The organism is Afipia sp. GW821-FHT14H12 (assembly GCF_058803465.1).
The window spans coordinates 537430-563181 of the sequence record NZ_JBXAOZ010000002.1 but is presented as its reverse complement, the minus strand read 5'-3'; the positions used below and the strand labels follow the sequence as shown (position 1 = coordinate 563181).

Below are 25752 nucleotides of genomic sequence, written 5' to 3'. Positions count from 1 at the left end.
ACCAGAGCGTCTGCGGCAGGCATGAAGCCACCGGCGCAGAAGGTCTGCGACAGGTGTCCTATCGAGGGGCGCTGGATTGATCGACCGTCTCGTCTCGCTGGCTGTCCATCGCCGCTTCCTCATTCTCGGCATTTTTGCCGCGGTGGTGATCGGAGGCCTGATCGCGTTCGAGAAGCTCAACATCGAGGCCTATCCCGATCCGACCGCGCCGATGGTGGACGTCGTCACGCAAAGCGCGGGCATGTCGGCCGAGGAGATTGAGCGCTACATTACGATCCCGATCGAAACCCAAGTGGCGGGCATCAAGAACCTGCGTGTCATCCGCACGATCTCGCTCTACGGGTTATCCGACGTCAAACTGCAGTTCTCGTTCGATTATACCTATGAAGAGGCTTTGCAGCAGGTTCTGAACCGGCTGGGGCAATTGTCGCCATTGCCCGGCGGAGCCCAGCCTGGGATTTCGCCACTGAGTGCGGTCGGCGAAATCTACCGCTATCGTCTGGTTGGGCCGCCAAATTACAGCGTGCTCGATCTCAAGACCTTGCAGGATTGGGTGTTGCAGCGCCGTTTCCGTGCGGTGCCGGGCGTAATCGACGTCACCGGCTGGGGCGGCAAGACCAAGACCTATGAGTTGCAGGTCGATTTCAACAAGCTCGCGGCGGCGGGCCTGTCGTTGCCGCAATTGCTGCAGGCGGTCAGTAATGCCAACATCAATGTTGGCGGCAGCACCGTCAATATCGGCACACAGTCGGCGGTGGTGCGCGGTGTCGGCCTGATCCGCTCGGTGGACGATCTCGCCAACACCATGATCTCGCAGAGCGCCGGCAACCCGATCCTGGTGAAGGATGTCGCCAAGGTCGAGATCGGTTACAAGCCACGGCTCGGCATCGCCGGAATGAACGATGCCGACGACATCGTGCAGGGCATCGTGCTGATGCGTCGTGGCGAGAAAAGCTCGCCGACCATCGCGCGCGTCACCCAGATGGTCGACACAATCAACAAGTCCAATATCCTGCCGCCCGGCGTGCGCATCGAGCGCATCTACGATCGTCAGGACCTGATCGATACCACGACGGCAACGGTGCTGCACAACATGGTCGTCGGCATCATCCTGATCGTATTGTTGCAATGGCTGTTCCTAGGCGATCTGCGCAGCGCGCTGATCGTCGGCGCGACGATTCCGTTCGCGCTGTTTTTCGCTGTCATCATTCTCGTGCTGCGGGGCGAATCCGCGAATCTGCTGTCGGTCGGCGCTATCGACTTCGGCCTGATCGTGGACGGTACCGTCATCATGGTGGAGGCGATCTTCCGGCGGCTGTCGCACGGCACCGAACTGTCCCCGACCGAGGAAGAAGCGATTTCGCCCGAGACAATGATGGGGATGAAGAGTCACGGGATTTTCAGCGCGGCCGCCGACGTGTCGCGTTCGATCTTCTTTGCCGCGGCGATCATCATTGCAGCCTTCCTGCCGCTGTTCACGCTGAGCGGTGTCGAGGGCAATATCTTCGGCCCGATGGCGCGAACCTATGCCTACGCGCTGGTCGGCGGCTTGCTTGCAACTTTCACCGTGACGCCGGCGCTCAGCGCCATCATCCTGCCCGCGCATGTTCACGAGGTCGAAACGCGAGTGGTGCGCTGGTTGCATGCGCGCTACGCGCCGTTGCTGAATTGGGCAGTGGCGCACACCAGATACGTGATCACCGCAGCAGGTGTGCTGCTGGTTTTCACTTTCATCGCGATCCGGATGCTCGGGCTGGAATTCCTGCCGAAGCTCGAGGAGGGCAACCTGTGGATTCGCGCCACGCTGCCATCCACCATCTCGCTCGAAGCAGGCAACACCTACGTCAACGAGATGCGGCGCCTGATTGCTGAGCGGCCGGAAGTGCAGTCAGTGGTGTCGCAGCACGGCCGCCCGGATGACGGCACCGATGCCGCAGGCTTCTTCAATGCGGAATTCTTTGCGCCGCTGAAGCCCGTGAGCCAGTGGCCCGGGACGCACGACAAGGACGAGGTGACGTCTGAACTACTGGCGCAGTTGCAGGCGAAGTTCCCGGGCGTCGAATTCAACTTCTCGCAATATCTGCAGGACAACGTCGCGGAAGCGGTGTCGGGCGTGAAGGGCGAGAATTCGATCAAGCTGTTCGGCAACGATCTCGTCGAACTCACGGAGACGGCTAACAAGATCAAGTCGGTGCTGGCGACAGTACGGGGCATCGCCGACCTGTCGGTGTTCACCTCGCTCGGGCAGCCGACGATCCAGATCGATGTCGACCGCGTCCGTGCGGCGCGCTACGGGCTGTCCCCGGGCGACATCAACGCCACCATCCGCGTCGCCATCGGCGGCGACAGCGCAGGTGACCTGTATGAGCCGGGCAGCGACCGTCATTTCCCGATTGTCGTCCGCCTCGCGCCGGAATATCGCAAGAGCGCCGAGAGCATCCGCAACCTGCGGATCGCGGCGCAGGGGCCGAACGGCATCACGCAGATTCCGTTGAGCGAGGTTGCGACGATCAAGCTCGTTTCCGGCGCGGCCTACATCTACCGCGAACAGCAGGAACGCTATCTGCCGATAAAGTTCTCGGTGCGCGAGCGCGACCTTGGCAGCACCATCCGCGAAGCGCAGGAGAAGGTGGCCGCCGAGGTGAAGCTGCCTCCGGGCACGCATCTCGAGTGGGTCGGCGAGTTCAGCAATTTGCAGGATGCGATCAAGCGGCTGTCGATCGTGGTGCCGATCAGCCTCGCATTGATTGGCGTTCTGCTGTGGTTCAATTTCGGCTCGATGGTTGACACCATGCTCGCGATGAGCGTGATCCCGATGGCGGTGCTTGGCGGCGTGCTCGGCCTCTTGTTCAGCGGTGTGCCGTTCAGCGTGTCGGCGGCGATCGGCTTCATCGCGCTGTTCGGCATCGCGGTGATGGACGGCATCATCATGCTGTCGCAATATAACCAGCTCATCGATGAGGGGGTGGATCGCGTCAAGGCGGTGATCCGCACCGGCGAATTGCAGATGCGGCCCGTGCTGATGACCTGCGCCGTCGCGGGCATTGGCTTGCTGCCTGCAGCCTTGTCGACGGGCATCGGCTCGCAGGTGCAGAAGCCGCTGGCGCTGGTGGTGGTGTCCGGCATGGCGCTTGCACCGATCGTGATCCTCGTCACGCTGCCGGTGCTGATCCTGCTGTTCTCGCGCCGCGGCCGCGAGCAAGCTTAAGCTACAACCTGAGTTATTGCCCTGATGGGGTGCGCAGGCCGTGCCAGGCGTCGCGTACCTGATGGTAGTGCACCTCGGGCAGGTAATCCGGCGTGTTGAGGCCCAGCGTGCGGACGTCGAGCTTGCCGATGGCGCTGAGCAGCGTGTAGGAGGCGATCACCCGGTCGCGCTGGCTGAGGATCTGGCGGCTGCGCGCGGCGGTGAGATCGGCCTGTGCGTTCAGCACGTCGAGCGTGGTGCGCTGGCCGGCTTGAGCCTCGCGCCGGACGCCCGCAAGCGCGACCGTTGCGGCTTTCACTTCGCTTTCGGCGGCAGAGAGGGCGACCTTGGCACCCTCATTAGTGATGAAGGCGCTGAGGGCAGCCGTCCGCGCCTGATTGCGGACTTGCTCCAGCACCTGACGGCTCTGCATCGCCAGCTCCTTCGACTGGCGGGTCTGCGACGCGGCGAGGCCGCCGTCATAGATCGGCATGGTGAGCTGGCCGACCACCGTGGCCTGATCGGCGCGCTTCACGCTGAGATAGGGGTCGCCGTCCGATTGGCGCAGCACGTTGCCCTGCACGGTCACCTGCGGCATCAGACTCGATTCCGCGACGCTGATCGTCGTGGTCGCGACATCGACATCGTAGGTCGCCGCGATCACCGCCGGATTCTGCTTGATGGCCAGATCGATCGATGCCTGCTGGGTATGAGGGATGAAGCGATCGACCGTGGGGGCGGCGGCCAGATGGCCGGGCCGCTCACCGATCACCTGAGCATAGGTGGCCTCGCTGACCTGAAGCGCGACCTGCGCCGCGTTCAGGTCGGCCAGCCCGCGACTGAGCCGCGCCTCGGCCTGCGCGGTGTCGGTGGGCGTGACATCGCCTGCCGCAAGACGGGTGCGGGCGACACCCAGCGTTTCGCGCAGGAATTGCACATTGAGCTTCTGGGTCTCGACCAGCGCCTGATTGGCGATCACATTCATGTAAGCGGTCACGGCGTCGAGCAGCACGCCCTGGCCGGTATTGCGCAGCGCCTCGCGCCCTGACAGCACCTGGAATTCTGCGACCCGCACGCTGGACGAGGTCTTGAAGCCGTTGAACAACGTCTGCGTGACGGTGACGCCGATCTGCCAGGGTTTCTGTCCCTGGGTCTGGATCGAATTATCAGGCAGGGTATTGCGTACAGTCTGCAGGCCGGCGGACAGGCTGGCGATGATCTGCGGCCGGTAACCTGACAGCGCTTGCGGCACGTTTTCATCGGTGGCGCGCTGCTGGGCGCGGGAGGCGTTCAATTGCGGGCTGGACTGATAGGCCTTCACCAGCGCGTCCTGCAGCGTTTCGGCGAATGCAGGGCGCGAGCCCGAAGCTGCGCCTAGCAGCAACAGGGCCATCACCGCTCCGTAACGCTGCCGTGAATGCCAACGAATCATGACGCCCGATCACAAAGGTCCCCGCGACAGCGGATACCTCAACTTTGGGGGCAGTCATACTGGCCGGGCGGGGCTTGAGCAAACCTTGGGCAAACTGTCCCGTGAAAATGTTGGCGGCTGTGGCAATCCGACCGCGATGAACGAGGAAAACGCCTTATTTGCTTGACCTTGCCGCGCGGGTGATGACAGTCGGCCCGGCTCCGGCAGTGCGAAACGGTGGGTCGAAACAGCATGTCCAGGATTTATGCCGACGCCCATACGCTTGTGGACGCGGTCCTGCGCGAGTGCGGCCCCAGACTGGTGGTCGGCCTGCCGCTCGGGCTCGGCAAGGCCAACCATATCGCCAATGCTTTATGTGAGCGGGCGGCGGCGGATTCTGCGATCCACCTGACGATCTTCACGGCACTGACGCTGGAAAAGCCCACCCCGAAATCCGATCTGGAGCGACGCTTCATCGGCCCGGTGATCGAGCGATTGTTTGGCGGCTATCCGGACCTCGATTACGCCAAATGGCTGCATGCGGGAATCCTGCCAGAGAACATCGAGATCACGGAATTCTTCTTCCTCGCGGGCAAGTGGCTGCACAACGGTTACGCCCAGCAGCATTACATCGCGGCGAACTACACCCATGCCGTCGCGGGGATGCTGACGCGCGGCCTCAACGTCGTGCTGCAACTCGTCGCCAAGCGTGTGGTGAACGGCGAAGTGCGCTACAGCCTGAGCTGCAACACCGACACCACGCTCGACCTTCTCAAGGCGCGCGTGGAGGGCAAGATCGATTTCAAGCTGATCGGGCAGGTGAATTCCGAACTGCCGTTTATGCCGGGGCCGGGCGATCTGCCGGCGTCCGAATTCCACGCCATTCTCGATAGCGCGGAGACGGACTTCCCACTGTTCGCGCCGCCGTCCGAACCGGTCGGCGATGCGAAATATGCCATTGGCCTTCACGCAGCGACGCTGATCGAGGATGGCGGCACATTGCAGATCGGAATCGGGCAGGTGGGTGATGCGCTGGCGCAAAGCCTCATTGTCCGTGATCGCAACAACCTTGATTTTTGCACGGCAGTAAGCAGTCTTTCGCCGGGCGAACCCGCCCGCGTGCTTGCGCCGTTCAAAGAAGGGTTGAACGGCCTCAGCGAAATGTTCTTCGAGGCATTCCTTGGTCTGATCGAGGCGGGCATCGTGCGCCGCGAGGTCGATGGTGCATGGTTGCACGCGGCGTTCTTCCTTGGGCCGAAATCGTTCTACCGCGCGCTGCGCGAGATGCCGCAGGACAGGCTTAATCGCATCCAGATGATGCCGGTGTCCTTCACCAACGAGCTTTACGGTGACGAGGACGCGAAGCGCATCGGGCGGCCGAAGGCGCGCTTCGTCAACAATGCGATGATGGTGACGCTGCTTGGCGATGCTATCTCCGATGGTCTCAGCAACGGTCAGATGGTGAGCGGTGTCGGCGGGCAGTATAATTTCGTCGCGCAATCCTTCGCATTGGACGGTGCGCGTTCGATCCTGACGCTTAAAGCCACACGCCACAACGGCAAGCGGCTGGAATCGAACATCCGCTGGTCGTACGACCACACCACCATTCCGCGGCACCTCCGCGACATCGTGGTGACGGAATACGGCATCGCCGATCTGCGCGGAAAATCCGACGCCGAGGTGATCGCGGCGATGCTGTGCGTTTCGGATTCGCGCTTTCAGGATGAACTGATGCGGCAGGCCAAGGCAGAGGGCAAGCTGCCGCAGGGTTACGAGATTCCGCCTGCCCATCGTACCAACACGCCCGAACGCATTGCGCGCGCGCTTGCGCCGTTGCGGGAGAAGGGACTGCTGCCGGAGTTTCCGTTCGGAACGGATTTCACCGCCACCGAGCAGCGTTTGATTCCGGCCTTACAGAGCTTGCAGCAAGCCTCACCAAGTCCCGCCGCGCTGTTGTCGCTCCTATGGCGCGGCTTGTCGGCAAGCAGCACGGAGGATGCAGATTGTCTCGCGCGCATGGGACTGGACGCGCCCGCGACGATGCGCGAGCATCTCTATCGCTGGTTGTTGCGCGGCGCCCTCAGGCGATAATTATCCGCGCAGCGGAGGCGAGTGTCAGCATCACGCCGAAGGCGATGAAGATTTTCCCGATCAGCGAAGCGCTGCGCCATGCGGATTCATCGCCTGTCGAAGCGACGGCGGGCTGGGCAACCTGCGCCAGCGCGACGGTGGTGGGCTCAGGCGTTGCTGCCGGGGCGGCCGTGGCCTCGCGGTCCATGTCGTTCAACTGATCGGACGTGGTGACCTGAACGCCGTTCGGCACCGGCTCAGCCGTGGCGGCCTTGTCGGTGTCCGTCAGGGTGGAGGAATCGGGCAGCATGTTCTGTGCGAACATCGGCTGCTCCAGAGGAGGGCTGGTCAGTTCGGCACGGGCATTGGCGACGGAGGGCGACAAAGGTGCATCTGTCTCGGTCCCGTTGGCGGTTTGGGCGCCGTCGTCTTTGCCGGTCTTGGAAGAAACCTTTGAGGAATCCTTGGCGCTGGCGTGATGCTTCTTTGAATAACGGTGATGGCGGACGTGCTTCTTGCGGTGCTTAGTGAACTTACCGAGCGCGAGCGGCTTTGCGCTGGAGGCTGCCGCCTCGGTTTGCGGCGCGGCCTGCACTGGCTCGGCGTTTCCGGCGGCCCAGGCGAAGGCCATGGCGGCCATGATCAGCGCATAACGGATTCTCCGTCGCATGATCTCGTCTCCGTTGTTTTCTCTATTTTGCCCAGCGCCCGCGCCCAGAATGGCCTGCCGGAGGTGGCCACATCGCGGCAAAAGCTGGGAATCTTTGGTTCAAACCGGCCTGGAGGGGCGGGACGGCGGACCGGCCTCCGGGGTGCAGGTGGGAACCTGAGGATTTGCCACGGGCTGCTGTAACATTCTAGAAAACAGCCCGTACCATCCAGAGGGAGCGCGGTGCGCGGCCAGGAACATGAATGGACCGACCTGATGCGGTCGGCCAATGCGGGTGACACCGCCGCCTACCATCGTCTCCTGTCGGCCATCACGCCGGTCTTGAGGGCGGCGGCGCGGCGCGGTCTGTTGCGTGCCGGGCAATCGCCCGATCAGTCCGAGGATATCGTGCAGGATACTTTGCTCGCCGTGCATCTGAAGCGACACACATGGGACGCCAAGGCGCCGTTCGCGCCGTGGCTGTTCACCATCGCGCGCAACAAGCTGATCGACGCGCTGCGCCGCCGCGGCCGCCGGGTGTTCGTGGACATCGACGATTTCACCGACGTGCTGCCCGGCGAGGAAGCACCGGAAGTGACGAACGGCGTGGATATCGAGGCGCATCTGAAGACGCTGCCGCAGCGCCAGCGCGACGTGCTGCAATCGATCTCGGTCGACGGGCTGTCGATTACCGAGACGGCGAAGAAGTTCGAGATGAAGGAAGGCGCGGTGCGGGTGGCGCTTCACCGGGGACTTTCGACCCTCGCGGCGCGTGCACGGAAAGACCTGATATGAAAACCGACGATCTCATCGCAAGCCTTGTCGCCGATCACCCTTCGCGGATGCAGCCGGTCTGGCTCTGGCTGCTGGCGGGCATTTGCGCGGCGTTGCCGCTGTCGGCGGTGCTGTTCATGGTGAGCCTCGGCCCGCGGCCGGATATCGCGACGGCGATCTACAATCCGTTCTTCGATCTGAAATTCCTGGTCACGCTGGCGCTGGCATCGAGCGCCGCGGCGTTGAGCCTGCATCTGTCGCGTCCGAATGCCTCGCTGCATGGCTGGATGTGGCTGCTCGCGCTGCCCGTGGGCCTGCTCGGCATCGGCATCGTCGCGGACTTCGCCGTGCCTCAGCGCGTGAACTGGGAGGGCCGGCTGGTCGGGTCTAACTCGATGGCCTGCATGTCGTCGATTCCGCTGTTCTCGGCGCCGTTCCTGATCGCCACGCTGTTGATGCTGCGCAAGGGAGCGACTTCGCACCCGATGCTGCTGGGTGCGCTGGCGGGATTGATGTCGGCGGGGCTGGGCGCGACGCTCTATGCCTCGCATTGCGCAGACGATTCGCCCTTGTTCGTGGCGACCTGGTACACGCTGGCGGCGGCTTTCGTGACGCTCGTCGGAGCGATGGCCGGGCGCCGGGTCTTGCGGTTCTAGGAACGGATCCTGGGGTTCTAGGAAGTCGCGGCAGGAATCGTGCCGGCCTCGCGCATCCGGTAGAAGCGCAGCACCTGCTGGGCGGTGGCGGGTCGCAGCAGATTAAAGTGGTCGTGATACTCGGCAAGGCTTGTCGAGACTCCAACGTCGCCGACCGCATGGCGCGCCTTCAGGATCTTTTCGACCGTCGCCCAGCTGAGGCCCGCGACCTTCGCCAGCACCAGCAGCCCTTCCGCGCGTGGCTCGATCATCATGTTCTCGACGGTGAGGATCGGCACGTCGGTCATCAGCGCGATGGCGGTGGAGACTTCCTCGACGCGGCCGTGTTCGGCGAAGGCCGCCACCTGCGCCTCGTTCAGGCGGCCGTCGCTGTGCAGTAGCTTGACGAGCGTCTGCGCGCGGATGGTGTCTTCGGTTTTCGCGGCGCTGGCCTGGATCGCGACATCCTTCACCACGGCGGCGACTTCGGCGGCGTAATGCGGGTTGGCCTCATTAAGTCTGGTGCGAACCGCGTGGGAGGCCTTGGCTACCAGTTGCAGATAAAAATGCCGCGGAATGGGGCGCAGGCCAAGGCAGGTCGCGATGCCGTCGTGCCCCTCGGCGCGCATGATCAGGCGCGAGTATCCATTGTCGGAGAATTCCGCGCCGGGATTGTTGATCGTGCTCTCAACCACATCGTCATTGCCGCGCTCGACTAGCACATCGGTGACGGCGTGGGTCAGGACCTTGCGCTTCGAAATCGCCAGCAGATGACCCTGGCTCTTTTTTCGCGAGTTCTCGACCAGCGCTGTTTCGTTGAGCTTTTCGGAATGGGACAGGACAGGGGCCGCAATTTCGATCATGTCGTCGAACGCGAGCGTACGGATCACACCGGCCGGGGCTTCCGCCACCTGTGCGAGACGCTCGGCCAGCAGTTGCTTCGCCGATTGCTCCATCTTGAGCAGGAGGCACTGGAATACATCGTCGAACAGCGCGATCTGTTCATCCGAATAGGCGGCAGGCGCGTACAGAAACAGATCGGTGACGCGGCGGAGGGTTTCGACGCGGCGTGCTACCGTTCCATGGGTCAGTGCGGCTTGAAGATCTGCCAACAGACTGGTGGCGTTGGCGGCGTGTGCACTCATGACTTCTGTCCCAAACGGCAACCCGCCGACATTCTCGCGGAGGGAAAACAACATTCTAAGCGTGCTCGATTCTGTTTCGTCCACGGTCCTTGGCACGATACAGCGCCATGTCGGCCCGCAGTAGAAGGTTCTCCGGTGTCTCGTCGTGGCGCAGCGTGGCCACGCCTGCCGACATCGTCACGGCGATGCCGGGCGAAATCGAATTCCAGTCGATGTCCGCGATGATCATGCGCAGGCGATCCGCCACCTTCTCGGCGGTGTCCTCGGCCGTCTCCGGCATGATCAGCAGAAATTCCTCGCCGCCATAGCGGCCGAATTTATCGATCGCCCGCACGTTGGCGAACATGGTGATAGCGAAGGTGCGCAGGACTTCGTCGCCCACGGGATGGCCATAAAGATCGTTGATCTTCTTGAAGAAGTCGAGGTCGATCAGTGCGATGGAGCAGGGGCTTTTGGTGCGGATCGCGCGTTCGCTCTCCTCGACCAGCGCATGCATGATGCTGCGTCGATTATGTGCGCCGGTCAGTTCGTCGAATTCGGCGAGTTCCTCGATGCGCCGATAGGCTTCCTTCAGCGCCAGTCCCTGCGTGTAGAAGGATTCTCTGAGCGCGCTGGAGAACATGCCGACCATCATGCAGCGGCCGATGGTGACCACGAACAGGAACAGGGTGGCGAAGCGCTCGGCGAAGGTGCCGTGCGGCATGCTGATCGGAATGGTGGTGAGCAGGAACAGCCACGCAAGACCTGCCGTGAGCACGCCCCATGCAATGCCGATCTGCAGCATGGTCGAGCGCAGCGAGCCGAGCGCCACGATCACGAACAGCGAGCAGAGAAACACGCATCCGACTTCCGGCACGATATACATGAACGAGAGCATCAGCAGGAAGCTGACGCCCATCTGCTGGAGGACGAGATAATGATCCTTGAAGCGGTCGTTGAAATGCGCGTCGGAGAGAAGGACGAAGCAGGTGACGCTCAGCAGCGCACAGACGAGGAAGACCGGCGGAGTGGTGAGGCTGGTGGTGCCGGCAAGGGCGTAGAGCGCCAGCACCGCGGTATCGGTCAGGTAGCTGAGCGCCATGATGGTCTGGATCTGGCGGCGCTGGACGGCGCGGCGCGGCAGCACGTCCGATGCGGGCGCATCGGCTGAACTCAGTTGATCCATCAGTTTGAGTGGAAAGACGGCTCCCCACATATCGTAAAACCCCGCAGCTCTTGAGTAAATTAGTCAGCAAAGCGTTTAGGTTTGGTATCATTTGGCGGTACCGGCCGGTCTTTGCGAGAAACGCCGGTACCGCTCGAAATCTAAAAATATATAATTATATCAATGTCTTAAATTTGAGCTTTGTGTTTTCGGCCCGAGGCGCGGCCGTAAAATGCGGGCAGGATCGGCGCGGCTTGCCCAACTCCTGCTTCGAGGGCATTTTCGCTGCCTTCCGGGCAGCGATGCCGAAAGACGTTTTTATCGAACCCGATCACGTCCCCGTGCGACCAACCTTGCGAGATAGCCATTGAGTGCAACACAGGCCGCTTCGGACGAATCCCTGATCGGCCGCATTGCCCAAGGCGATCGTCTCGCCATGCAGGTTCTATACGGACGGCACCATGTCCGGGTCTATCGGTTCGCGTTGCGTCTGGTGCGGAAGGAACAGATCGCCGAAGATCTCATCAGCGAGGTGTTTCTGGACGTATGGCGTCAGGCCGGGAAGTTCGAAGGGCGCTCCGCCGTTTCGACCTGGCTCTTGGCGATCACGAGGTTCAAGGCGTTGTCGGCGCTGCGCAAGAAGAAGGACGCGGAGCTCGACGACGAAACAGCAGCGGCGATCGAGGACACGTCCGACAATCCGGAGGTGACGGTCGCCAAGAAGGATACCGGGAATGTGCTGCGCAACTGTCTGGCAAAGCTGTCGCAGGACCACCGGGAGATCGTCGATCTGGTCTACTACCACGAGAAGTCCGTGGAGGAGGTCGCCGAGATCGTCGGCATCCCGGAGAACACGGTGAAGACGCGCCTGTTCTATGCGCGCAAGAAACTCGCCGAGCTTCTGAAGGAAGCCGGCGTGGAGCGAGGCTGGCCGTGACGACGAAAGACAAGGAATTGGCAGAGCCCGGCAAGATCGAGGCGCTGCTGCCCTGGCGGGCGGCGGGCACCCTGAGCGCCGAAGAGACGCGGCTGGTTGATGCCGCGCTCGCGAAGGATTCCGCGCTCGCCAAGCAATACGAGATCATCAAGGACGAACTGGCCGAAACCGTGCTTCTGAACGAAGACCTCGGCGCGCCGTCCACCCGCGCGCTGGAAAAATTGTTCGCGGCGATCGACGCGGAGCCTGCGCGTGGCGCGCCGACGTCATCGGGATTGATGGCGCGGCTGGGGACGTTCTTCAACGGATGGTCGCCACGCACGCTCGGCTGGGCGGCGGCTGCGGCAATGCTCGCGCTGGTGCTGCAGGCCGGCATCATCACCACGGCGGTGATGAAGCAGGGCGGCGGATATCAGACGGCGTCGTCCGAGGCTTCCACGGCGGGCACGCGTCTTCTGGTTGGCTTCAAGTCCGACGCCACGTTCGATCAGATCACCGCCTTTCTCGTAGCCTATCACGCCTCCATCGTGGCGGGGCCGCAGGCGGGCATGTTCACGGTGAAATTCGGCGACACGACGCTCGCAGCCAAGGACGCGGAGCAGCTCATCGCCAAGGTCAAGGCGGACAAGACCGTGGCATTTGCCGCTGCGACACAGTGATTTCTCGCATTTCCTTCATACGGAACGGGTGAAGGCATGACGAAGCGAGACGATCCATTCAACGGCCCGAAGATCTGGCTGCTTGCGGCGGCCATCGGATTGGCGTCCCCAGCCATCACACCGGCGCGGGCGCAGATGCGCAATCTCAGTGTCGGTGGCCCCAGCATCCATATCGGCCCCCGGATTCCGGTCAATCCGAGCGTGCGCTATTCGCCGAACCTGCATTACGGCCCGGTGATCGAGGACCGCATCGATGGCGGTCCGCCGCGTTCGCGCAAGCCGCCGCCGGAGCGTGGGTCGAAGAAGCCTTCGCGCACCGCCGCCGCGGCCGATCCGACCTACGTACCGAACGAAGTGCTGATCGAGATCGCGGGTCAGCCGACCGACGCGCAGGTGCGGGACATCGCGAAGCGTCACAAGCTGCGGCAGGTGCAGTCGCAGCACATCGCGCTGCTCGATACCACGTTCTATCGCTGGCGGATTCCGGACGGGCGCTCGGTCGACACCGTGGTGAAGCAGTTGAGCGCGGATCGCGGCATCACATCGGTGCACCGCAATTCGATCTTCCGTTTGCAGGATGAGCAGGGCGGCAAAGCGCCGTTCCAGTATGCGCTGGCGAAATTGCGGCTGCCGGAAGCGCAGGCGATCTCGACCGGTGAGAAAGTCAGAGTTGCGGTGATCGATTCCGGCATCGACACCGACCATCCCGAGCTTGCGGGCTCGATCGCGGCCACGTTCGACGCGCTCGACAGCAAGGAGACCGCGCATGCGCACGGCACCAGCATCGCGGGCATCATCGCCGCGCACGCGACCCTCAAGGGCGCGGCTCCGGCCGCGAAGCTGCTGGCGATCCGCGCGTTCGGGGAAGCCAAGTCGGGTGCGTCGAGCACCACCTTTGTTGTGCTGAAAGGCCTCGATTATGCCACTTCAAACGGCGCGCAGATCATCAACATGAGTTTCGCTGGCCCCCGCGACAAGGTGGTCGAACGTGGGCTTGCGGCAGCGGCGGCGAAGAACATCGTGCTGGTGGCGGCGGTCGGCAATGCCGGGCCGAAATCCGCGCCGCTGTTTCCGGGCGCCGATCCGCACGTCATCGGTGTCACCGCGACCGATGCCTCCGATGCGATTTTCGCGAAAGCCAATCAGGGCGCCTATATCGCGGTGGCAGCACCCGGCGTCGACATTCTCGCGCCGCTGCCCGGCGGCAAATACGGCGTCTCGTCCGGCACGTCGTTGTCGGCGGCCTATGTCAGCGGGCTCGCGGCCTTGATGCTGGCGCGCAATCCCGCGCTCACCGCCGACGAAGTGCGGCAGGCGTTGACGCAATCCGCCCGCGACCTTGGCCCGGCCGGGCGCGACGACCGGTTCGGGGCGGGGGAGGCCGATGCCTTTGCCGCCGTGTCGGTGGTGGCGGCCCCCGTCGCGACCGCCTCGGAGCCGCTCAAGCCCGCGCCGCGTTAACTCTGCCCGCGAGATTGGAAGGCTTCTGTACGCAAATACCTTGACCCGAACTCGCGTCATGAAGACGATGGGTGATTCCAGCGGCGATTCTATTGCTTCGCCGCACCGGGCAGATGGCCCGCCGCGCGTTTTTGCGTCCTGCTTCGCGTCCCCAAGTTGCTTTGTGTCACCATCGTTTCGTACCGGCCGAGTAAGGCTGGCGTCATTTCTGCAACGTGTTTGTTATGGAAACAGGCGATGTCTGAAGCTTTTCCGAAACCGGTTCAGGCCGCGGGCCGCAGCGTGGTGGCGCGCTGGCGCATCCTGGCGCAGCAGCGGCTCGATCATCTCACCGAGCTTTATGAGAGCGGGCGCTGGAAGCTCTATCACACCGAAAGCGATTTCCTCGCGATGGTGCACGAGGCGCGCACGGTGCTGAAGGTCTGGCAGGATCTGGCGCCGCCCGATGCCGCGCTCGACAAGCCGATCGAGGTTGCGATTGCGCAGACCGATGCAACCGGGGAGAGTCTTGCCGGAAGCCTCGCCAAGCCGGGCCTACTGGACCGTGTTGAGACCCAGTACGATTTTCGGAAATCCTGACGCGCCGACCACCGCGAGATCGCCAGTGATCGGCTTGTCGTGATCGAAGCCGACAATCGCGCCGCGCGGCGCGTTCGAGATCAGGTTGCCGCTGATGAGCGTCTTGCCGGTGCCGTCCACCGCGGAGACGCCGATGCCTACGAAGGCGTCGCGGATGATGTTGTTGGCGATGTTGATGTCGCGCAGATATTTGCCCCAGCCCGCGCTGATGCCGCAGACCGGTGCGTTCTCGATCACGTTGCCGGTCACGTTGCTGTCCGCCTCGACGTAAATCCCGACGCCGCCATGATCGGTATTCGATCCCGGATAGCGCCGCGTCTTGGTGTTGCGGATGATGTTGCCCTGCACGATGGCGAGGCGGCCACCCTCGTTAAAATTCGCCACTGACACGCCCGTGGAGCAGCCATCGACCACGTTGTTGGCGATGATCGCGCCTTCAAAGGCGAATTCCGAATAGAGCGCGACCTCGCGCGCGTCGGTGACGGTGTTGCCGACGATCTGGATGTTGGAGGCGGAGTTGCCGCGCACGCCGGAATAGTCGCAATCGCGGATGCGGTTGCCGCGCACGATCACGTTGTTGGCGCGAAAGGCGTTGATGGCGTTGCCGTACTGCCCGGTGCCGCCGGGGCCTGCCTTGATGGTCTCGATACGGTTGTCGACCACGATGGTGCCGTCGTCGCCCGCAGCCGAGCGCACGATCTCGATGCCGTTCTCGGATGCGTCCTGGATGGTGTTCTGCGCAATCAACAGGCCCAGCGCATCGACGCTGACGATGGCGGTGGCGGAGGTCTGGCGGATGGTGGTGTTGCGGATATCGCCCGAGCAGGTTTCGAGCCGGATGGCGTTGCGGCCGCTGCCGGCAATGTCGCAATCGCCGATGTGGAAGTCGCGGCAGGCCTGCAGGCTGACGAGCCCGCGCCGTTCCGGCAATTCATGGCCGCCGCCGTCGAGCACAAGGCCCTTCAGGTTGAGGCCGTCCGCGCCCTTGGCGGTGAGGAGCGATGTGCCGCTGCCGGTGAATTCCAGCCGCGTGGCCCCGCGCGCGCCGACAATCTGCGCGCCGCTCGGCAGTTCGAGTTCGCCGGTGCGATAGATTCCCGGCCGGAGCACCAGCGGCATGCGCGCGGCGGCGGTTGCGTAGATCGCGCGCTGCAACGGAATGGTCTGGTCGTCCGGGCTGTTGTGCTTGACGCCAAGCTGGCCCGCATCGCGGCCGAGTGACGACATCGCGGGCGCGGCTTTGGCGATGCCGCGCTCGAGCAGCAGCGCGGTGGCTGACACGCTGAACAAACCCATGAGGCGGCGGCGGGTGAAATCCATGAGGCGGCTCCTGTCGCCGGTTTATGGCACGCCCTCGGGTCGAACAAGAGGGGCGGCGACAGCGGCGTTATGACCTGCCGCTGGTTAAATTTGCGCAAGAGCGCGCCGCCCGCGCGCGCTGGATGAGTGTGGCCAGCATCACTTCCCCGGCATCGACAAGCTGCTCGAACCTGACGGCCTCGGGCTTCCCCGAATGAGCGTCGCGCGGCACCTTTGGCACATGGATGAAGGCCGCGAGCGGCAACGCGCGGGGATGGTGCTGCGCGGCCTCGATCGCGCGCCAGCTCAGATAGTTGCAGAGATAAGCTCCGGCATTGATCGAAGGACGGACATCGATCCCGGTCGCCTTCGCGGCGTGCAACAGATGGTGCGTATGGCCGCCGAACCGGCGCGTCGCGGGCGCGGTGGGATCGATGGTGCGGCTCAGGATGGCCGCATGATCCGCGTCCGGCCAAAGCTGGGTGATGGTGTTGCGCGCCCGCGTCTCGATCCGGACATGAGGCGTCCGGGTCGCGAGGCCGAACATCAACAGCACGTCCGGCTCATGCTGCACGAGCAAGGCGGGCAACTGTGCATCGACCGCCCGGTAGCTGACCGGAAAGACGTGGCCGATCCGCTCGACATCGGAAAATGCCGGGCGGGGCAGGCGCGCCAGCCGCTCCACCAGTTTTCCGGTCGGGTTGTACGGCGCGCCGGGAAACGGGCCGAAGCCGGTGATGAGGACGCGGATGTTGCCTGCCGTCATTGCCGGTTGATGTTGTCTTCCTGCGGCTGCGCGCCGCCGAAGATCGCTGTGCCTTCCGCCGACAGGTACGGCTTCAGCTCCTGCCATGGCACGGTCACGTCGAAGCGGCCTTCGGCGTAAGGGCCAACCGCATAGGGCGCGTAGTGAAAGGCAAGTCCCGCGCTTTTGCCGGGCTCGGTCGAGGGCGCGAGCGTCACCGGGCCGATCTTGAGCAGGCTCGTCCCGATATCCTTGTACCAGTCGATAGGGGACTCGTCGTCCGCGATGCCGCGCGCCTTCTTCTCGGCTTTCAGCGCGGCAAGGACGGCGTTCCGCATCGCGGTCAGTGTCGGGCCGTCATCGGCGGTTTCCTTGAAAAACGGCCGAATGCTGATGCGCTTCTTTGCGGTGTCGTCCCACAGGAGCGTATCGACATAAGTGTTGGGGTGCGCGCCGTGGGTGTCGGCGTAATCCTCCCGGAGAATGCTGATGTAGCGGCCGCCGACAACCGAAGCGGTGACGTATTCGCGTTCGAACGTGTACCCGCCTTTCGGGAAGTATTTTGGATCGCTGCGCTTGGTCTGGGTGGCTTCCTTGCGCTGCTTCTCGGCATAGCGTTTGCCTTCCGCGAGACAATCGGCTGCAAGGGCGGGGTGAGATTTGATCGTGTCATCGAGGGTGACGCTGACATCGACAGCGTCGGTCTTGATGGCGATGTCCGGTTTGGGCTCGGCGGCGAAGCAGGCGCCGGTCAGCCAGATGCCAGCAACAGCGACACGGGCAATATTGCGGATCGGTGCGAACGGGGCCATCTGCCTTCTATACAGCAATTATCGGCGGGGGCCGATAAGCAGCATTCAAGCGAGGTCGTCCAGCCGCTCGATGCCTTGCGTGGGAACACCCGCCAGTGCCTGATGCGGCGTGCGCCCGCCGATATCACGGTTGGGCGCGATCTCGGCCAAAGGCACCAGTACGAAGGCACGCTCGAACAGGCGCGGATGCGGCAGCGTCAGTTCCGGCGTGTGGATCGTGCCGTTGTCGTAGGCGAGAATGTCGAGGTCGAGCGTACGCGGACCCCATCTTTTCTCGTTGGCGCGGTCGCGGCCGAATTTCTTCTCGATCCGGTGCAGCGTGAACAATAGCGCCATCGGGTCGAGCGAGGTTTCGATCTCGATGCAGGCGTTGATGAAGGGCGGCTGGTCTTCCTCGCCCCAAGGCGGCGTGCGGTAATCGGACGAACGTGCGACGAGAACCGCCTGCGTCGCCCCGCAGATATGGGAAATGGCGGATTTGAAGGTCGCGCGGACGTCGCCGACATTGCCACCGAGCGCGATCAGCACGCTTGCCATGGGTTAGGTACGCTTGCGCAGGATGATGACGCCGACATCATCGAAGATTGCCGCGATTGGCGCGTGCGGCTTGTGGATCGTGACCTTCACGGCCTCGACCTTGGTGAAATCGCGCAGTACGGCGTCCGCCACCGCGCCCGCCGCCCGTTCCAGCAGATAGTAATTCTGGCCCTTGAAGGCCTGGCTCGCGCTGGTGACGACATCGGAATAGGACACGGTGTCGGCGAGTTTGTCGGTGCGTGAAGAATCCGCAAGGTCGATGGACAATTCCAGATCGATGACGAACCGTTGTCCGACTTCGGCTTCATGCTCCATGACGCCGTGACGGGCGTGCATCAGCAGGCCCTTGATGAAGATGGTATCGCTCACCGTTTGTCCCCGATTGCGGCCGTCACGCGCAGCGCCTGAACGGTCTCGAAAACGTCGTGCGCGCGAATGATCCGCGCGCCATTTTGAACTGCCAGCAGATGCGCCGCAAGGGAGCCGCCGATACGCTGGCGCGGCTCGGAGGGCGAGACGCTGGCGATGAAACGCTTGCGCGAGGCGCCCACCAGAATGGGCCGCCCGAATTGGGACAATTCGCCAAGCCGCGCCAGCGCGATCATGCTCTGCTCGGGCGTCTTGCCGAAGCCGATGCCGGGATCGAGCACGATGCTGTCGCGAGAGAGGCCGGCCGTGTCGGCGATGGCAAGCGAGCGCTCGAAGAACACGGCGATGTCCTTCATGATGTCGATGGCGGGGTCGGCTTCATCGCGGTTATGCATCACGACGATGGGCGCGCCGCGCCCGGCGGCGAGTTTTGCCATCGCGGGGTCGCGGTGCAGGCCCCAGACGTCGTTGAGAACGGCGGCACCCTGATCCAGCGCCCACGCCGCGACATCCGCCTTCATCGTGTCTATCGAAATTGGCACGCCGAGCTGGACAATGGCGGGCAGGATGGGCGCAAGCCGTGCCATTTCCTCCTTGGCCGATATGGGTTTTGCACCGTAGGGCCGGGTGGATTCCGCGCCGATGTCGAGAATGTCGGCGCCATCGGCGACAAGCCGTTCGGCTTGCGCCAGTGCGGCGGCAGGATCGAGAAATTCGCCGCCGTCTGAGAAGGAATCCGGGGTGATGTTGAGCACGCCCATCACCAGCACATGCGGCTTGGCCAGCAACGCGGGCAAGATGTCGTGCCGGGCGTCTCGCATGGGGCCAAGTGTTGAAGAACGGGCGCTCATGGCGCGGCTTTGCGCGGTCCCGAAAGACGAGTCAAGCGGCAAGCGGGTGGGAAGGTGCCCTAAACTCGTAGGCTTAGTAGCTGATCTTGAGCGGCAGCTTCTTGGCGCGCTCGATCAACTGGCCGACCGACCGCTCCGAGGGGAGTACGCGCACCAGTTTGCGCTTGGTGTTGGCCTCGGCCATCGCCTGCGCCAGCCGTCCGGGGTTTCGCAGCGCAAATTCCCGCACCGTGGTGACGCCCGCGGCGCGGATCAACTCGGCCTTGGCCTTGCCCATGCCCTTGATGCGCATGCAGTCGGCGATGTTGGCCCACCCGAGGATCTGCTTTTCGCAAAGGCCGGTGGCCTCCGCCAATTCCTTGCGGCCCTTGTAGGTGCCAGCCTTCTCCAGCAGCGCCGCAGTCGTGCGAATGCCCTGGGATTTCAGCTTCGAGGCCGCGAGAGGGCCCAGTCCGTCGATCTGTGTCAGAGGATATGTCATTGCAAATGGAAGAATTTACGCGTTCCAGAAAATCGAGGGTGCCGGTTGCAGCGAACCATCGCGATGACAAGCGTGGCGCACAAAAAATCCTGAGGTGCAGACGGAATGGCGAAGGTTTGAATGATTGGAAAGGTCGGAATGCTTCGAGCGTTTTTGTGTTTTGATGCTGATGCGTCCCGACATGGCCCCACGCAATGCAATCCGGCAGTCCATAGTTTCTTATCCTTCCGGTTTATTCCGGCTCTTAACGCTTATGTTTTTATCTTGATCGGATGAGACGCGAATTACAAGAGACGAACGCGCTTGCAGTTCAGATTCTCTCTCGATGCGCGTCCGGTGTTGCTGTGATGCAAGAGTGAGCATCTCCATTTCGGTGACGCGAGGCGAAAATCGCGTGTCACACTGGCCGCGCGCGACGAATTACCTCCTTCTTCTATCGTCGGGATTTGATTTGTTTCGTCTCTATCTATGGCCGGATGGTTCCATTGCCATTGAAGAAGCGGGAAAGATGCTTCAATAAATATAGTCAGATAGCGGTACGGCATCCGAAGCGAGGAACGACGATGGCGAAGGCGACGAAACAGGCATCCGCGTCAACAAGTCCGCCGACGGCCAGCGCGCCGCAGCCGGCGGTGGGGGATACCGACACTGCACTCTTTATCGGCAAGGGCGATCAGTCGGCTTTTCTGACCTTGTCGCTCGCCAACCGCCACGGTCTTGTGACAGGCGCGACCGGAACGGGAAAAACCGTGACGTTGCAGGTGATGGCGGAGGGTTTTGCCCGCGCGGGCGTCCCGGTTTTCGCCGCCGACATCAAGGGCGACCTCTCCGGCATCTCGGAAGTGGGCAAGGCGAACGATTTTATCCTGAACCGCGCCAAGGGCATGGGGCTGACGTTCCAGCCGGACCAGTTCTCGACGGTGTTCTGGGACGTTTTCGGTGAGCAGGGACATCCGGTGCGTGCCACCGTGCTGGAAATGGGCCCGCTTTTGTTGTCGCGGATGCTCGATCTCAATGATGTGCAGGAGGGCGTGCTCAATGTCGCGTTCCGCCTCGCTGACGAGAACCATCTGCCGCTGCTGGATATGAAGGATCTGCGCGCGCTGCTGGACGCGATGATCCCTGTCCCGGCCAAAGCGGGCGAGGATGACCCGCTGGCAGCCCTGCGTACCGCCGCGCAGGCGTTCGGCAACGTCACCAAGGCGACTGTCGGCACCATCCAGCGCCAGTTGCTGGTGCTGGAGAACCAGGGCGCCGATAAATTCTTCGGCGAGCCCGCGCTGGAACTGAAGGATTTCATGCGCACCGACTCTGACGGGCGCGGCATGGTCAATATCCTCGTCGCCGACAAGCTGATGCAGAGCCCGAAGCTCTACGCGACCTTCCTGTTGTGGATGCTGTCCGAACTGTTCGAGGAATTGCCGGAGGTCGGCGACCTGCCGAAGCCGAAACTCGTGTTCTTCTTCGACGAGGCGCACCTGTTGTTCAACGATGCGCCGAAATCGCTGATGGACAAGATCGAGCAGGTGGTGCGCCTGATCCGCTCGAAGGGCGTCGGCGTCTATTTCGTCACGCAAAATCCGATCGACGTGCCGGACAAGGTGCTGGCCCAGCTCGGCAACCGCGTGCAGCACGCGCTGCGTGCCTTCACGCCGCGCGACCAGAAGGCGGTTCAGGCTGCGGCGCAGACCTTCCGTCCGAATCCCGCGCTCAATACCGCGCAGGTCATCACCGAACTCGGCAAGGGCGAAGCGCTGGTGTCGTTTCTGGAAGGCAACGGCACGCCCGCGATGGTGGAGCGCATCCTGGTGCGGCCGCCGAGCGCGCGGATCGGCCCGATCACACCGGAGGAGCGCAAGGCGATCATCGCGGCAAGCCCGGTAAAGGGCAAATACGACACCACGATCGATTCCGATTCCGCTTATGAAATGCTGCAGAAGCGCCTGACGGAGACGGCCGCGACCGGCGAGCCCGGCAGCGGCGGCGGGCTGCTCGACCATATCGGCTCCATCGTCGGCTCGGTGTTCGGCACCTCGACATCGCGCGGACGGCTCACCACGGGGCAACTGATCGCCCGCAACGTTACGCGCTCGGTGACCAACAAGGTCGTCGGCGGCGTGGTGGCGGATCTTGGCAAGTCGATGGGCGGCTCGATCGGCAGCTCCATCGGTCGCTCGATCGTGCGCGGTGCGCTCGGAGGCCTGCTGCGGCGATAGCGGCAGGTCACAACAAAACGTCCCAAGGCAATTTCTCGCCCGTGCGGGCGATTTAAGGACCGACAATGACGCCTGATGATCTTTCCGCCGTTCTCGACCGTGTCGATACCGATTTCGACCGCAGCCTGCAGCGCCTGTTCGCCCTGCTGCGCATCAAGTCGATCTCCGCCGATCCGGCGTTCAACGATGATTGCGCGCAGGCGGCCAAGCACCTTGCGGCAGACATCGAGAGCATCGGCTTCTGCGCCGAGGTGCGGCCGACCGCAGGACACCCGGCGATTGTCGCGCGCTATGACGGCCCGGTGCAAAACGGTCCGCATGTGCTGTTCTACGGGCACTACGATGTGCAGCCGGTCGATCCGCTGAATTTGTGGGACCGCCCGCCGTTCGAGCCCGTCGTCACCAAGCATGCGGACGGGCGTGAGATCATCGTCGCGCGCGGCGCGGAGGACGACAAAGGCCAGTTGATGACCTTCGTCGAGGCCTGCCGGGCGTGGAAAAGCGTCACCGGCAGTCTGCCGCTCGGCATCACCATCCTGATCGAGGGCGAGGAGGAGGTCGGCTCGAAGAATTTCGGTCCCTTCCTCGAGAAGAACAAGGCGGACCTGAAGGCGGACTTCGCGCTGGTCTGTGATACCGGCATGTGGGACCAGAACACGCCTGCGATCACCACCGCGCTGCGCGGCCTCGTCTATGAGGAAGTTATCGTCAAGGCCGCCAATCGCGACCTGCATTCCGGCATCTTCGGCGGCGGCGCGCAAAACCCGATCCGCGTGCTGACGCGGATTCTCGGCGGCATCCACGACGACAACGGCCGCGTCACCATTCCGGGCTTCTATGATGGCGTGAAGGATCTGCCGCCCGCCATTCTCGAACAGTGGAAGAAGCTGAACCTGACGCCTGAGCTGTTTCTCAAGCCCATCGGGCTGTCGCTGCCCGCGGGCGAGAAGGATCGTCTGCTGATCGAGCAGATTTCCTCGCGCCCGACGGCGGACATCAACGGTATTGTCGGCGGTTACACCGGCGAGGGATCGAAGACCGTGATTCCGGCGCAAGCCTCGGCGAAGATTTCATTCCGCCTGGTCGAAGGGCAGGACCCCGCCAAGATCCGCGACGCGTTCCGCGCCTATGTGAAGGCGCGCATTCCGGCGGATTGCAGCGTCGAATTCCTCGACCATGCGGGTGCGCCCGCGATTGCGCTCGACTGGGGCATGAAGCCGCTCGCCGCCGCCAAGCGTGCGCTGACGGACGAGTGGGGCACCGAGGCGCTCTTGATCGGCTCGGGCGCATCGATCCCGATTGTCGCGGATTTCAGGAAGACGCTGGGGCTCGACACGGTGCTGATCGGCTTCGGGCTGGAGGACGACAACATCCATTCGCCGAACGAGAAGTATGACCTCAAGAGCTTCCACAAGGGCATCCGCTCCTGGGTACGGATTCTGGCGGCGTTCGCGCAAGCGCCGCGCTGAGGCGGTTTTATTTTCAGCATGTGAAATTCCGCCCGGAATGGGACGGCGTTTCGCCGGCGGCGCCGTCATGATTTGGAAGCTGTTTCAAGCTTTGCCGCGCGGGCCTGCCGTATCCAGTCCAGAATGTCGGATGAGCGGCCCTGAAGCAGCCTAATGCTCTTGGTCGTTCGTGGCTGGTTGGATATTTGCGGAAATCGCCATGACTCCGTGATGATGGCGGCGTGCCAGAGATTGCGTCCATGCCGGTATTTGAGATGCACGACGTCGAAAGTGAACGCGTGATCGACACCGGAATATTGGTGGCGGTGGCGCTCGCAATGAACGCCATGCGCCACCCATGACGCGCTGCCCGTGACGGAAGCGGGCGCATCGAGCACATACTCGATGTCGGCGATGCGCAGCGCGTTGCTCAAGCGTTTCATCGCCCGACCATAGGGCGGCGTGTTGTTGTCCAAAAGAGCAAATGTTGCGCGCCGGGATAAGCTGCGATTTCCTGCGGCGGGACGGTCCGGCATGCCGCAACGTAAAAACGCCGCCCGGAATTGGACGGCGTTTGAATTGTGTAGAGGGTGATGACTGAATCTACCCTGCCGCGCGGCAAGGTCAAGCCGCTGCTTACGGCGGCGGAATCGCCAGCAGGCTCGCGATGCTCTCGCCACGGATGTCGTAGACGCGGGCATACACCACGCCGTCGCGTTTGACCTCGGCGTAGATCGGAGCGGGCAGACCCTTGCAATAGAATTCGCCAAGGCTCATCGCGAAATCGGCCGAATGGCTGTCCCAGCCGATCGAGAAGTCGGGGCCGAGCGCGACCTGCGCCGGGCGCTGCGGGCCGCACACCGCCACCTTCCATTTGCGGTTGGCGGGCGGAATTTCCTGCCGCGCGATGATCTGCTCGCGCAGCGTGTTGGACGCCTGCTTCAGCGCGAGGCCCCAGTAATCGAGCATGAAGCGGCTGTCGGCTTCCCGCACTGTTCCGGCGACATCGTTGAAGTATGTGTACTGGTACGGATGCAGTCGCACCATCTCCACCAGCGGCATCGTCAGGCCCGCGGTGAACAGCGCGCAGATTGTGAATTGCCAGTTGCGGCGGCGCTCGTTGCGGCCCAGCCACTCGATCAGGCGGCCGAAGGCGAGGCCGCCGAGGATCGCCATCGGCGGAATGACGAAAATGAAATGGCGGATGCCGTTGTAGAGCGCGGGCCGTTTCACCACGGCAATGGCCAGCGGAAGAAAGGCCGCCAGCGCGATCATGAGATAGATCGTGGTGCGGCGGGCATCGCTGCGCCGCGTCGCTGCGGCAATCGTCATGGCAAGGCCGCCGAGGCAAAGCGCGATAAAGATCTCCGGCATCTGCAACGCGAACAGCGTCGGCAGATACGACCACGGCATGTCCGGCACCGACACCATCGCGCCGTCGAACAATTCCTTCCATGGCTTCTCGAAGAAGGCCGAGAAGTAGGTCACTGCGCGTAAGGGATTGGCGGGTTCGATGATCGACCACGGCCAGATCAGGCCCATCACGAGGTAGCCGAAGAACAGCCCCGGCAGCAGCAGCCAGCAGGCGCGGACGAAGCGGCGCAGCGTCTCGCGCCATCCCTGCGTCGCGATCTCCTCGCGCCAGATCGGGATGAAAGCGAGCAGGGCATAGACGAGGCCGAAGCCGCCGAGCACACGACAGCCGAGCGACAGTCCGGCGCCGAGGCCTAGGATCAGCACCGTATGCGGCGAGGGCGACGGATACTCCTGCGCCAGCCGCACCAGCCCGAGCAGCATCACGATCATCGCCACCGCGAACGGCGGGTCCTTCGGGTTCATGAACATGTGCCCGTAGAAGGTCGGGCACAGCGCAAGCAGGAGAAGTGCTGCCAGCCCCGCGAGCGGGCCGCCGACGCGGCGCGTGAGACGCCATGTCAGCGCAAGGCCGATCAGGCCGACGATGGCGCCGACGAGACGGCGGGTGTCGAACAATCCGAGCGGAACGATCTTGTGCAGGAGCGCGGCGATCATGTCGAAGCCGCCGCCATACATGTAGAGGTTTGCGAACGAGAGTGCGCTCTGGTCCTTGAAACCCGAGCCGAACATCTTCAGCAGAAGGTCGGCATATTCGGCGTGGGTGTAGTCGTCCCAGCCGAGGCCGTAGTCGCGGAAGGTGAGGGCGGCGACGCATGCGATCACCACAAGGGCGGCGCAGGCGAGCATGTCGCAGGTCTGATCAAATGGCCGCCGGAGAGGGACCTCAAATCCGGATGCCGTGATCGATGTCATGATGCAGTTACGCTTGTTGGGGGCTTGCAGGTGGCTGTTTCTGCCGTTCAGCCA

The 25752-nt window shown here is 63.2% G+C and carries 23 protein-coding genes; 10 read left to right on the top strand and 13 right to left on the bottom strand.

Annotation, left to right across the window (positions count from 1 at the left end; translation table 11 throughout):
• Positions 1 to 79 precede the first annotated feature (79 nt).
• Positions 80 to 3208: an efflux RND transporter permease subunit gene (locus tag AC1RNA_RS14290; RefSeq protein WP_492951559.1), complete on the top strand. Its 3129-nt coding sequence runs from the start codon at positions 80 to 82 to the stop codon at positions 3206 to 3208.
• 13 nt (positions 3209 to 3221) lie between these two features.
• Here the strand turns inward: AC1RNA_RS14290 and AC1RNA_RS14285 are convergent, their stop codons facing one another.
• Positions 3222 to 4580 carry a TolC family outer membrane protein gene (locus AC1RNA_RS14285; protein ID WP_009338958.1) on the bottom strand — a complete coding sequence of 453 codons (1359 nt, stop codon included), beginning with the start codon at positions 4578 to 4580 and terminating at the stop codon, positions 3222 to 3224.
• A 270-nt stretch (positions 4581 to 4850) separates the two neighbouring features.
• Between AC1RNA_RS14285 and AC1RNA_RS14280 the strand changes: the two genes are divergently transcribed.
• Positions 4851 to 6689: an acetyl-CoA hydrolase/transferase C-terminal domain-containing protein gene (locus AC1RNA_RS14280; protein ID WP_492951524.1), complete on the top strand. Its 1839-nt coding sequence runs from the start codon at positions 4851 to 4853 to the stop codon at positions 6687 to 6689.
• Here AC1RNA_RS14280 and AC1RNA_RS14275 read toward each other — a convergent pair.
• The gene (locus AC1RNA_RS14275; protein ID WP_492951523.1) at positions 6679 to 7338 is read right to left on the bottom strand and encodes a hypothetical protein; all 660 of its coding nucleotides are present in this window, start codon (positions 7336 to 7338) and stop codon (positions 6679 to 6681) included. The two genes, AC1RNA_RS14280 and AC1RNA_RS14275, sit on opposite strands and share 11 nt — an antisense overlap.
• Before the next feature lie 222 nt (positions 7339 to 7560).
• Between AC1RNA_RS14275 and AC1RNA_RS14270 the strand changes: the two genes are divergently transcribed.
• Together AC1RNA_RS14270 and AC1RNA_RS14265 are read left to right on the top strand one after the other, a co-directional pair.
• A complete protein-coding gene (locus AC1RNA_RS14270; protein WP_492951522.1) occupies positions 7561 to 8112 on the top strand; it encodes a sigma-70 family RNA polymerase sigma factor in 552 nt (183 codons plus the stop codon).
• On the top strand, positions 8109 to 8747 hold the full coding sequence (locus AC1RNA_RS14265) for an NrsF family protein (RefSeq protein ID WP_492951521.1): 639 nt from the start codon (positions 8109 to 8111) through the stop codon (positions 8745 to 8747). The genes AC1RNA_RS14270 and AC1RNA_RS14265 overlap by 4 nt, the downstream gene beginning before the upstream one ends.
• A gap of 17 nt (positions 8748 to 8764) precedes the next feature.
• Here the strand turns inward: AC1RNA_RS14265 and AC1RNA_RS14260 are convergent, their stop codons facing one another.
• Positions 8765 to 9871, bottom strand: coding sequence for a DUF2336 domain-containing protein (locus tag AC1RNA_RS14260; protein ID WP_492951520.1), 1107 nt, complete (start codon positions 9869 to 9871; stop codon positions 8765 to 8767).
• Between the two features lie 55 nt (positions 9872 to 9926).
• A complete protein-coding gene (locus AC1RNA_RS14255; protein WP_492951519.1) occupies positions 9927 to 11066 on the bottom strand; it encodes a GGDEF domain-containing protein in 1140 nt (379 codons plus the stop codon).
• Positions 11067 to 11382: 316 nt separating this feature from the next.
• Between AC1RNA_RS14255 and AC1RNA_RS14250 the strand changes: the two genes are divergently transcribed.
• From AC1RNA_RS14250 to AC1RNA_RS14235, 4 genes are all read left to right on the top strand, one after another.
• Positions 11383 to 11952, top strand: a complete 570-nt coding sequence (locus AC1RNA_RS14250) for a sigma-70 family RNA polymerase sigma factor (protein ID WP_040298228.1) — start codon at positions 11383 to 11385, stop codon at positions 11950 to 11952.
• On the top strand, positions 11949 to 12611 hold the full coding sequence (locus AC1RNA_RS14245; RefSeq protein WP_492951518.1) for a hypothetical protein: 663 nt from the start codon (positions 11949 to 11951) through the stop codon (positions 12609 to 12611). The genes AC1RNA_RS14250 and AC1RNA_RS14245 overlap by 4 nt, the downstream gene beginning before the upstream one ends.
• Positions 12612 to 12647: 36 nt before the next feature.
• A complete protein-coding gene (locus AC1RNA_RS14240; protein WP_492951517.1) occupies positions 12648 to 14072 on the top strand; it encodes a S8 family serine peptidase in 1425 nt (474 codons plus the stop codon).
• Positions 14073 to 14309: 237 nt separating this feature from the next.
• A complete protein-coding gene (locus AC1RNA_RS14235; RefSeq protein ID WP_492951516.1) occupies positions 14310 to 14651 on the top strand; it encodes a TIGR03809 family protein in 342 nt (113 codons plus the stop codon).
• On the opposite strand, the gene AC1RNA_RS14230 is transcribed toward AC1RNA_RS14235, so the two are convergent.
• The 7 genes from AC1RNA_RS14230 to AC1RNA_RS14200 all read right to left on the bottom strand — a co-directional run bounded on the left by AC1RNA_RS14230 (position 14607) and on the right by AC1RNA_RS14200 (position 19745).
• Positions 14607 to 15971: a TIGR03808 family TAT-translocated repetitive protein gene (locus AC1RNA_RS14230; RefSeq protein ID WP_492951515.1), complete on the bottom strand. Its 1365-nt coding sequence runs from the start codon at positions 15969 to 15971 to the stop codon at positions 14607 to 14609. The genes AC1RNA_RS14235 and AC1RNA_RS14230 overlap by 45 nt on opposite strands.
• A 67-nt stretch (positions 15972 to 16038) precedes the next feature.
• Entirely contained in the window at positions 16039 to 16716 is a 678-nt protein-coding gene (locus tag AC1RNA_RS14225; protein WP_492951514.1) for a pyroglutamyl-peptidase I, read from the bottom strand.
• Positions 16713 to 17507 carry a DUF3298 and DUF4163 domain-containing protein gene (locus AC1RNA_RS14220; protein WP_009338971.1) on the bottom strand — a complete coding sequence of 265 codons (795 nt, stop codon included), beginning with the start codon at positions 17505 to 17507 and terminating at the stop codon, positions 16713 to 16715. Before AC1RNA_RS14220 ends, AC1RNA_RS14225 begins: the two co-directional genes overlap by 4 nt.
• Before the next feature lie 45 nt (positions 17508 to 17552).
• Positions 17553 to 18044, bottom strand: coding sequence for a 2-amino-4-hydroxy-6-hydroxymethyldihydropteridine diphosphokinase (folK, locus tag AC1RNA_RS14215; RefSeq protein WP_009338972.1), 492 nt, complete (start codon positions 18042 to 18044; stop codon positions 17553 to 17555).
• A 3-nt stretch (positions 18045 to 18047) separates the two neighbouring features.
• A complete protein-coding gene (gene folB / locus AC1RNA_RS14210) occupies positions 18048 to 18413 on the bottom strand; it encodes a dihydroneopterin aldolase (RefSeq protein WP_009338973.1) in 366 nt (121 codons plus the stop codon).
• A complete protein-coding gene (folP, locus tag AC1RNA_RS14205; RefSeq protein WP_492951513.1) occupies positions 18410 to 19264 on the bottom strand; it encodes a dihydropteroate synthase in 855 nt (284 codons plus the stop codon). The genes folB and folP overlap by 4 nt, the downstream gene beginning before the upstream one ends.
• Positions 19265 to 19337: 73 nt before the next feature.
• Positions 19338 to 19745, bottom strand: coding sequence for a DUF4332 domain-containing protein (locus AC1RNA_RS14200; RefSeq protein WP_009338975.1), 408 nt, complete (start codon positions 19743 to 19745; stop codon positions 19338 to 19340).
• A 563-nt stretch (positions 19746 to 20308) separates the two neighbouring features.
• Between AC1RNA_RS14200 and AC1RNA_RS14195 the strand changes: the two genes are divergently transcribed.
• Together AC1RNA_RS14195 and AC1RNA_RS14190 are read left to right on the top strand one after the other, a co-directional pair.
• Positions 20309 to 21961 (top strand): helicase HerA-like domain-containing protein, encoded by a 1653-nt coding sequence (locus AC1RNA_RS14195; protein ID WP_492951512.1) that lies wholly within the window; start codon positions 20309 to 20311, stop codon positions 21959 to 21961.
• Between the two features lie 65 nt (positions 21962 to 22026).
• Positions 22027 to 23430: a M20/M25/M40 family metallo-hydrolase gene (locus tag AC1RNA_RS14190; protein WP_492951511.1), complete on the top strand. Its 1404-nt coding sequence runs from the start codon at positions 22027 to 22029 to the stop codon at positions 23428 to 23430.
• 65 nt (positions 23431 to 23495) lie between these two features.
• On the opposite strand, the gene AC1RNA_RS14185 is transcribed toward AC1RNA_RS14190, so the two are convergent.
• Positions 23496 to 23852 carry a hypothetical protein gene (locus AC1RNA_RS14185; protein WP_492951510.1) on the bottom strand — a complete coding sequence of 119 codons (357 nt, stop codon included), beginning with the start codon at positions 23850 to 23852 and terminating at the stop codon, positions 23496 to 23498.
• A gap of 193 nt (positions 23853 to 24045) precedes the next feature.
• On the bottom strand, positions 24046 to 25698 hold the full coding sequence (locus AC1RNA_RS14180; protein ID WP_492951509.1) for a glycosyltransferase family 39 protein: 1653 nt from the start codon (positions 25696 to 25698) through the stop codon (positions 24046 to 24048).
• Between the last annotated feature and the right edge of the window lie 54 nt (positions 25699 to 25752).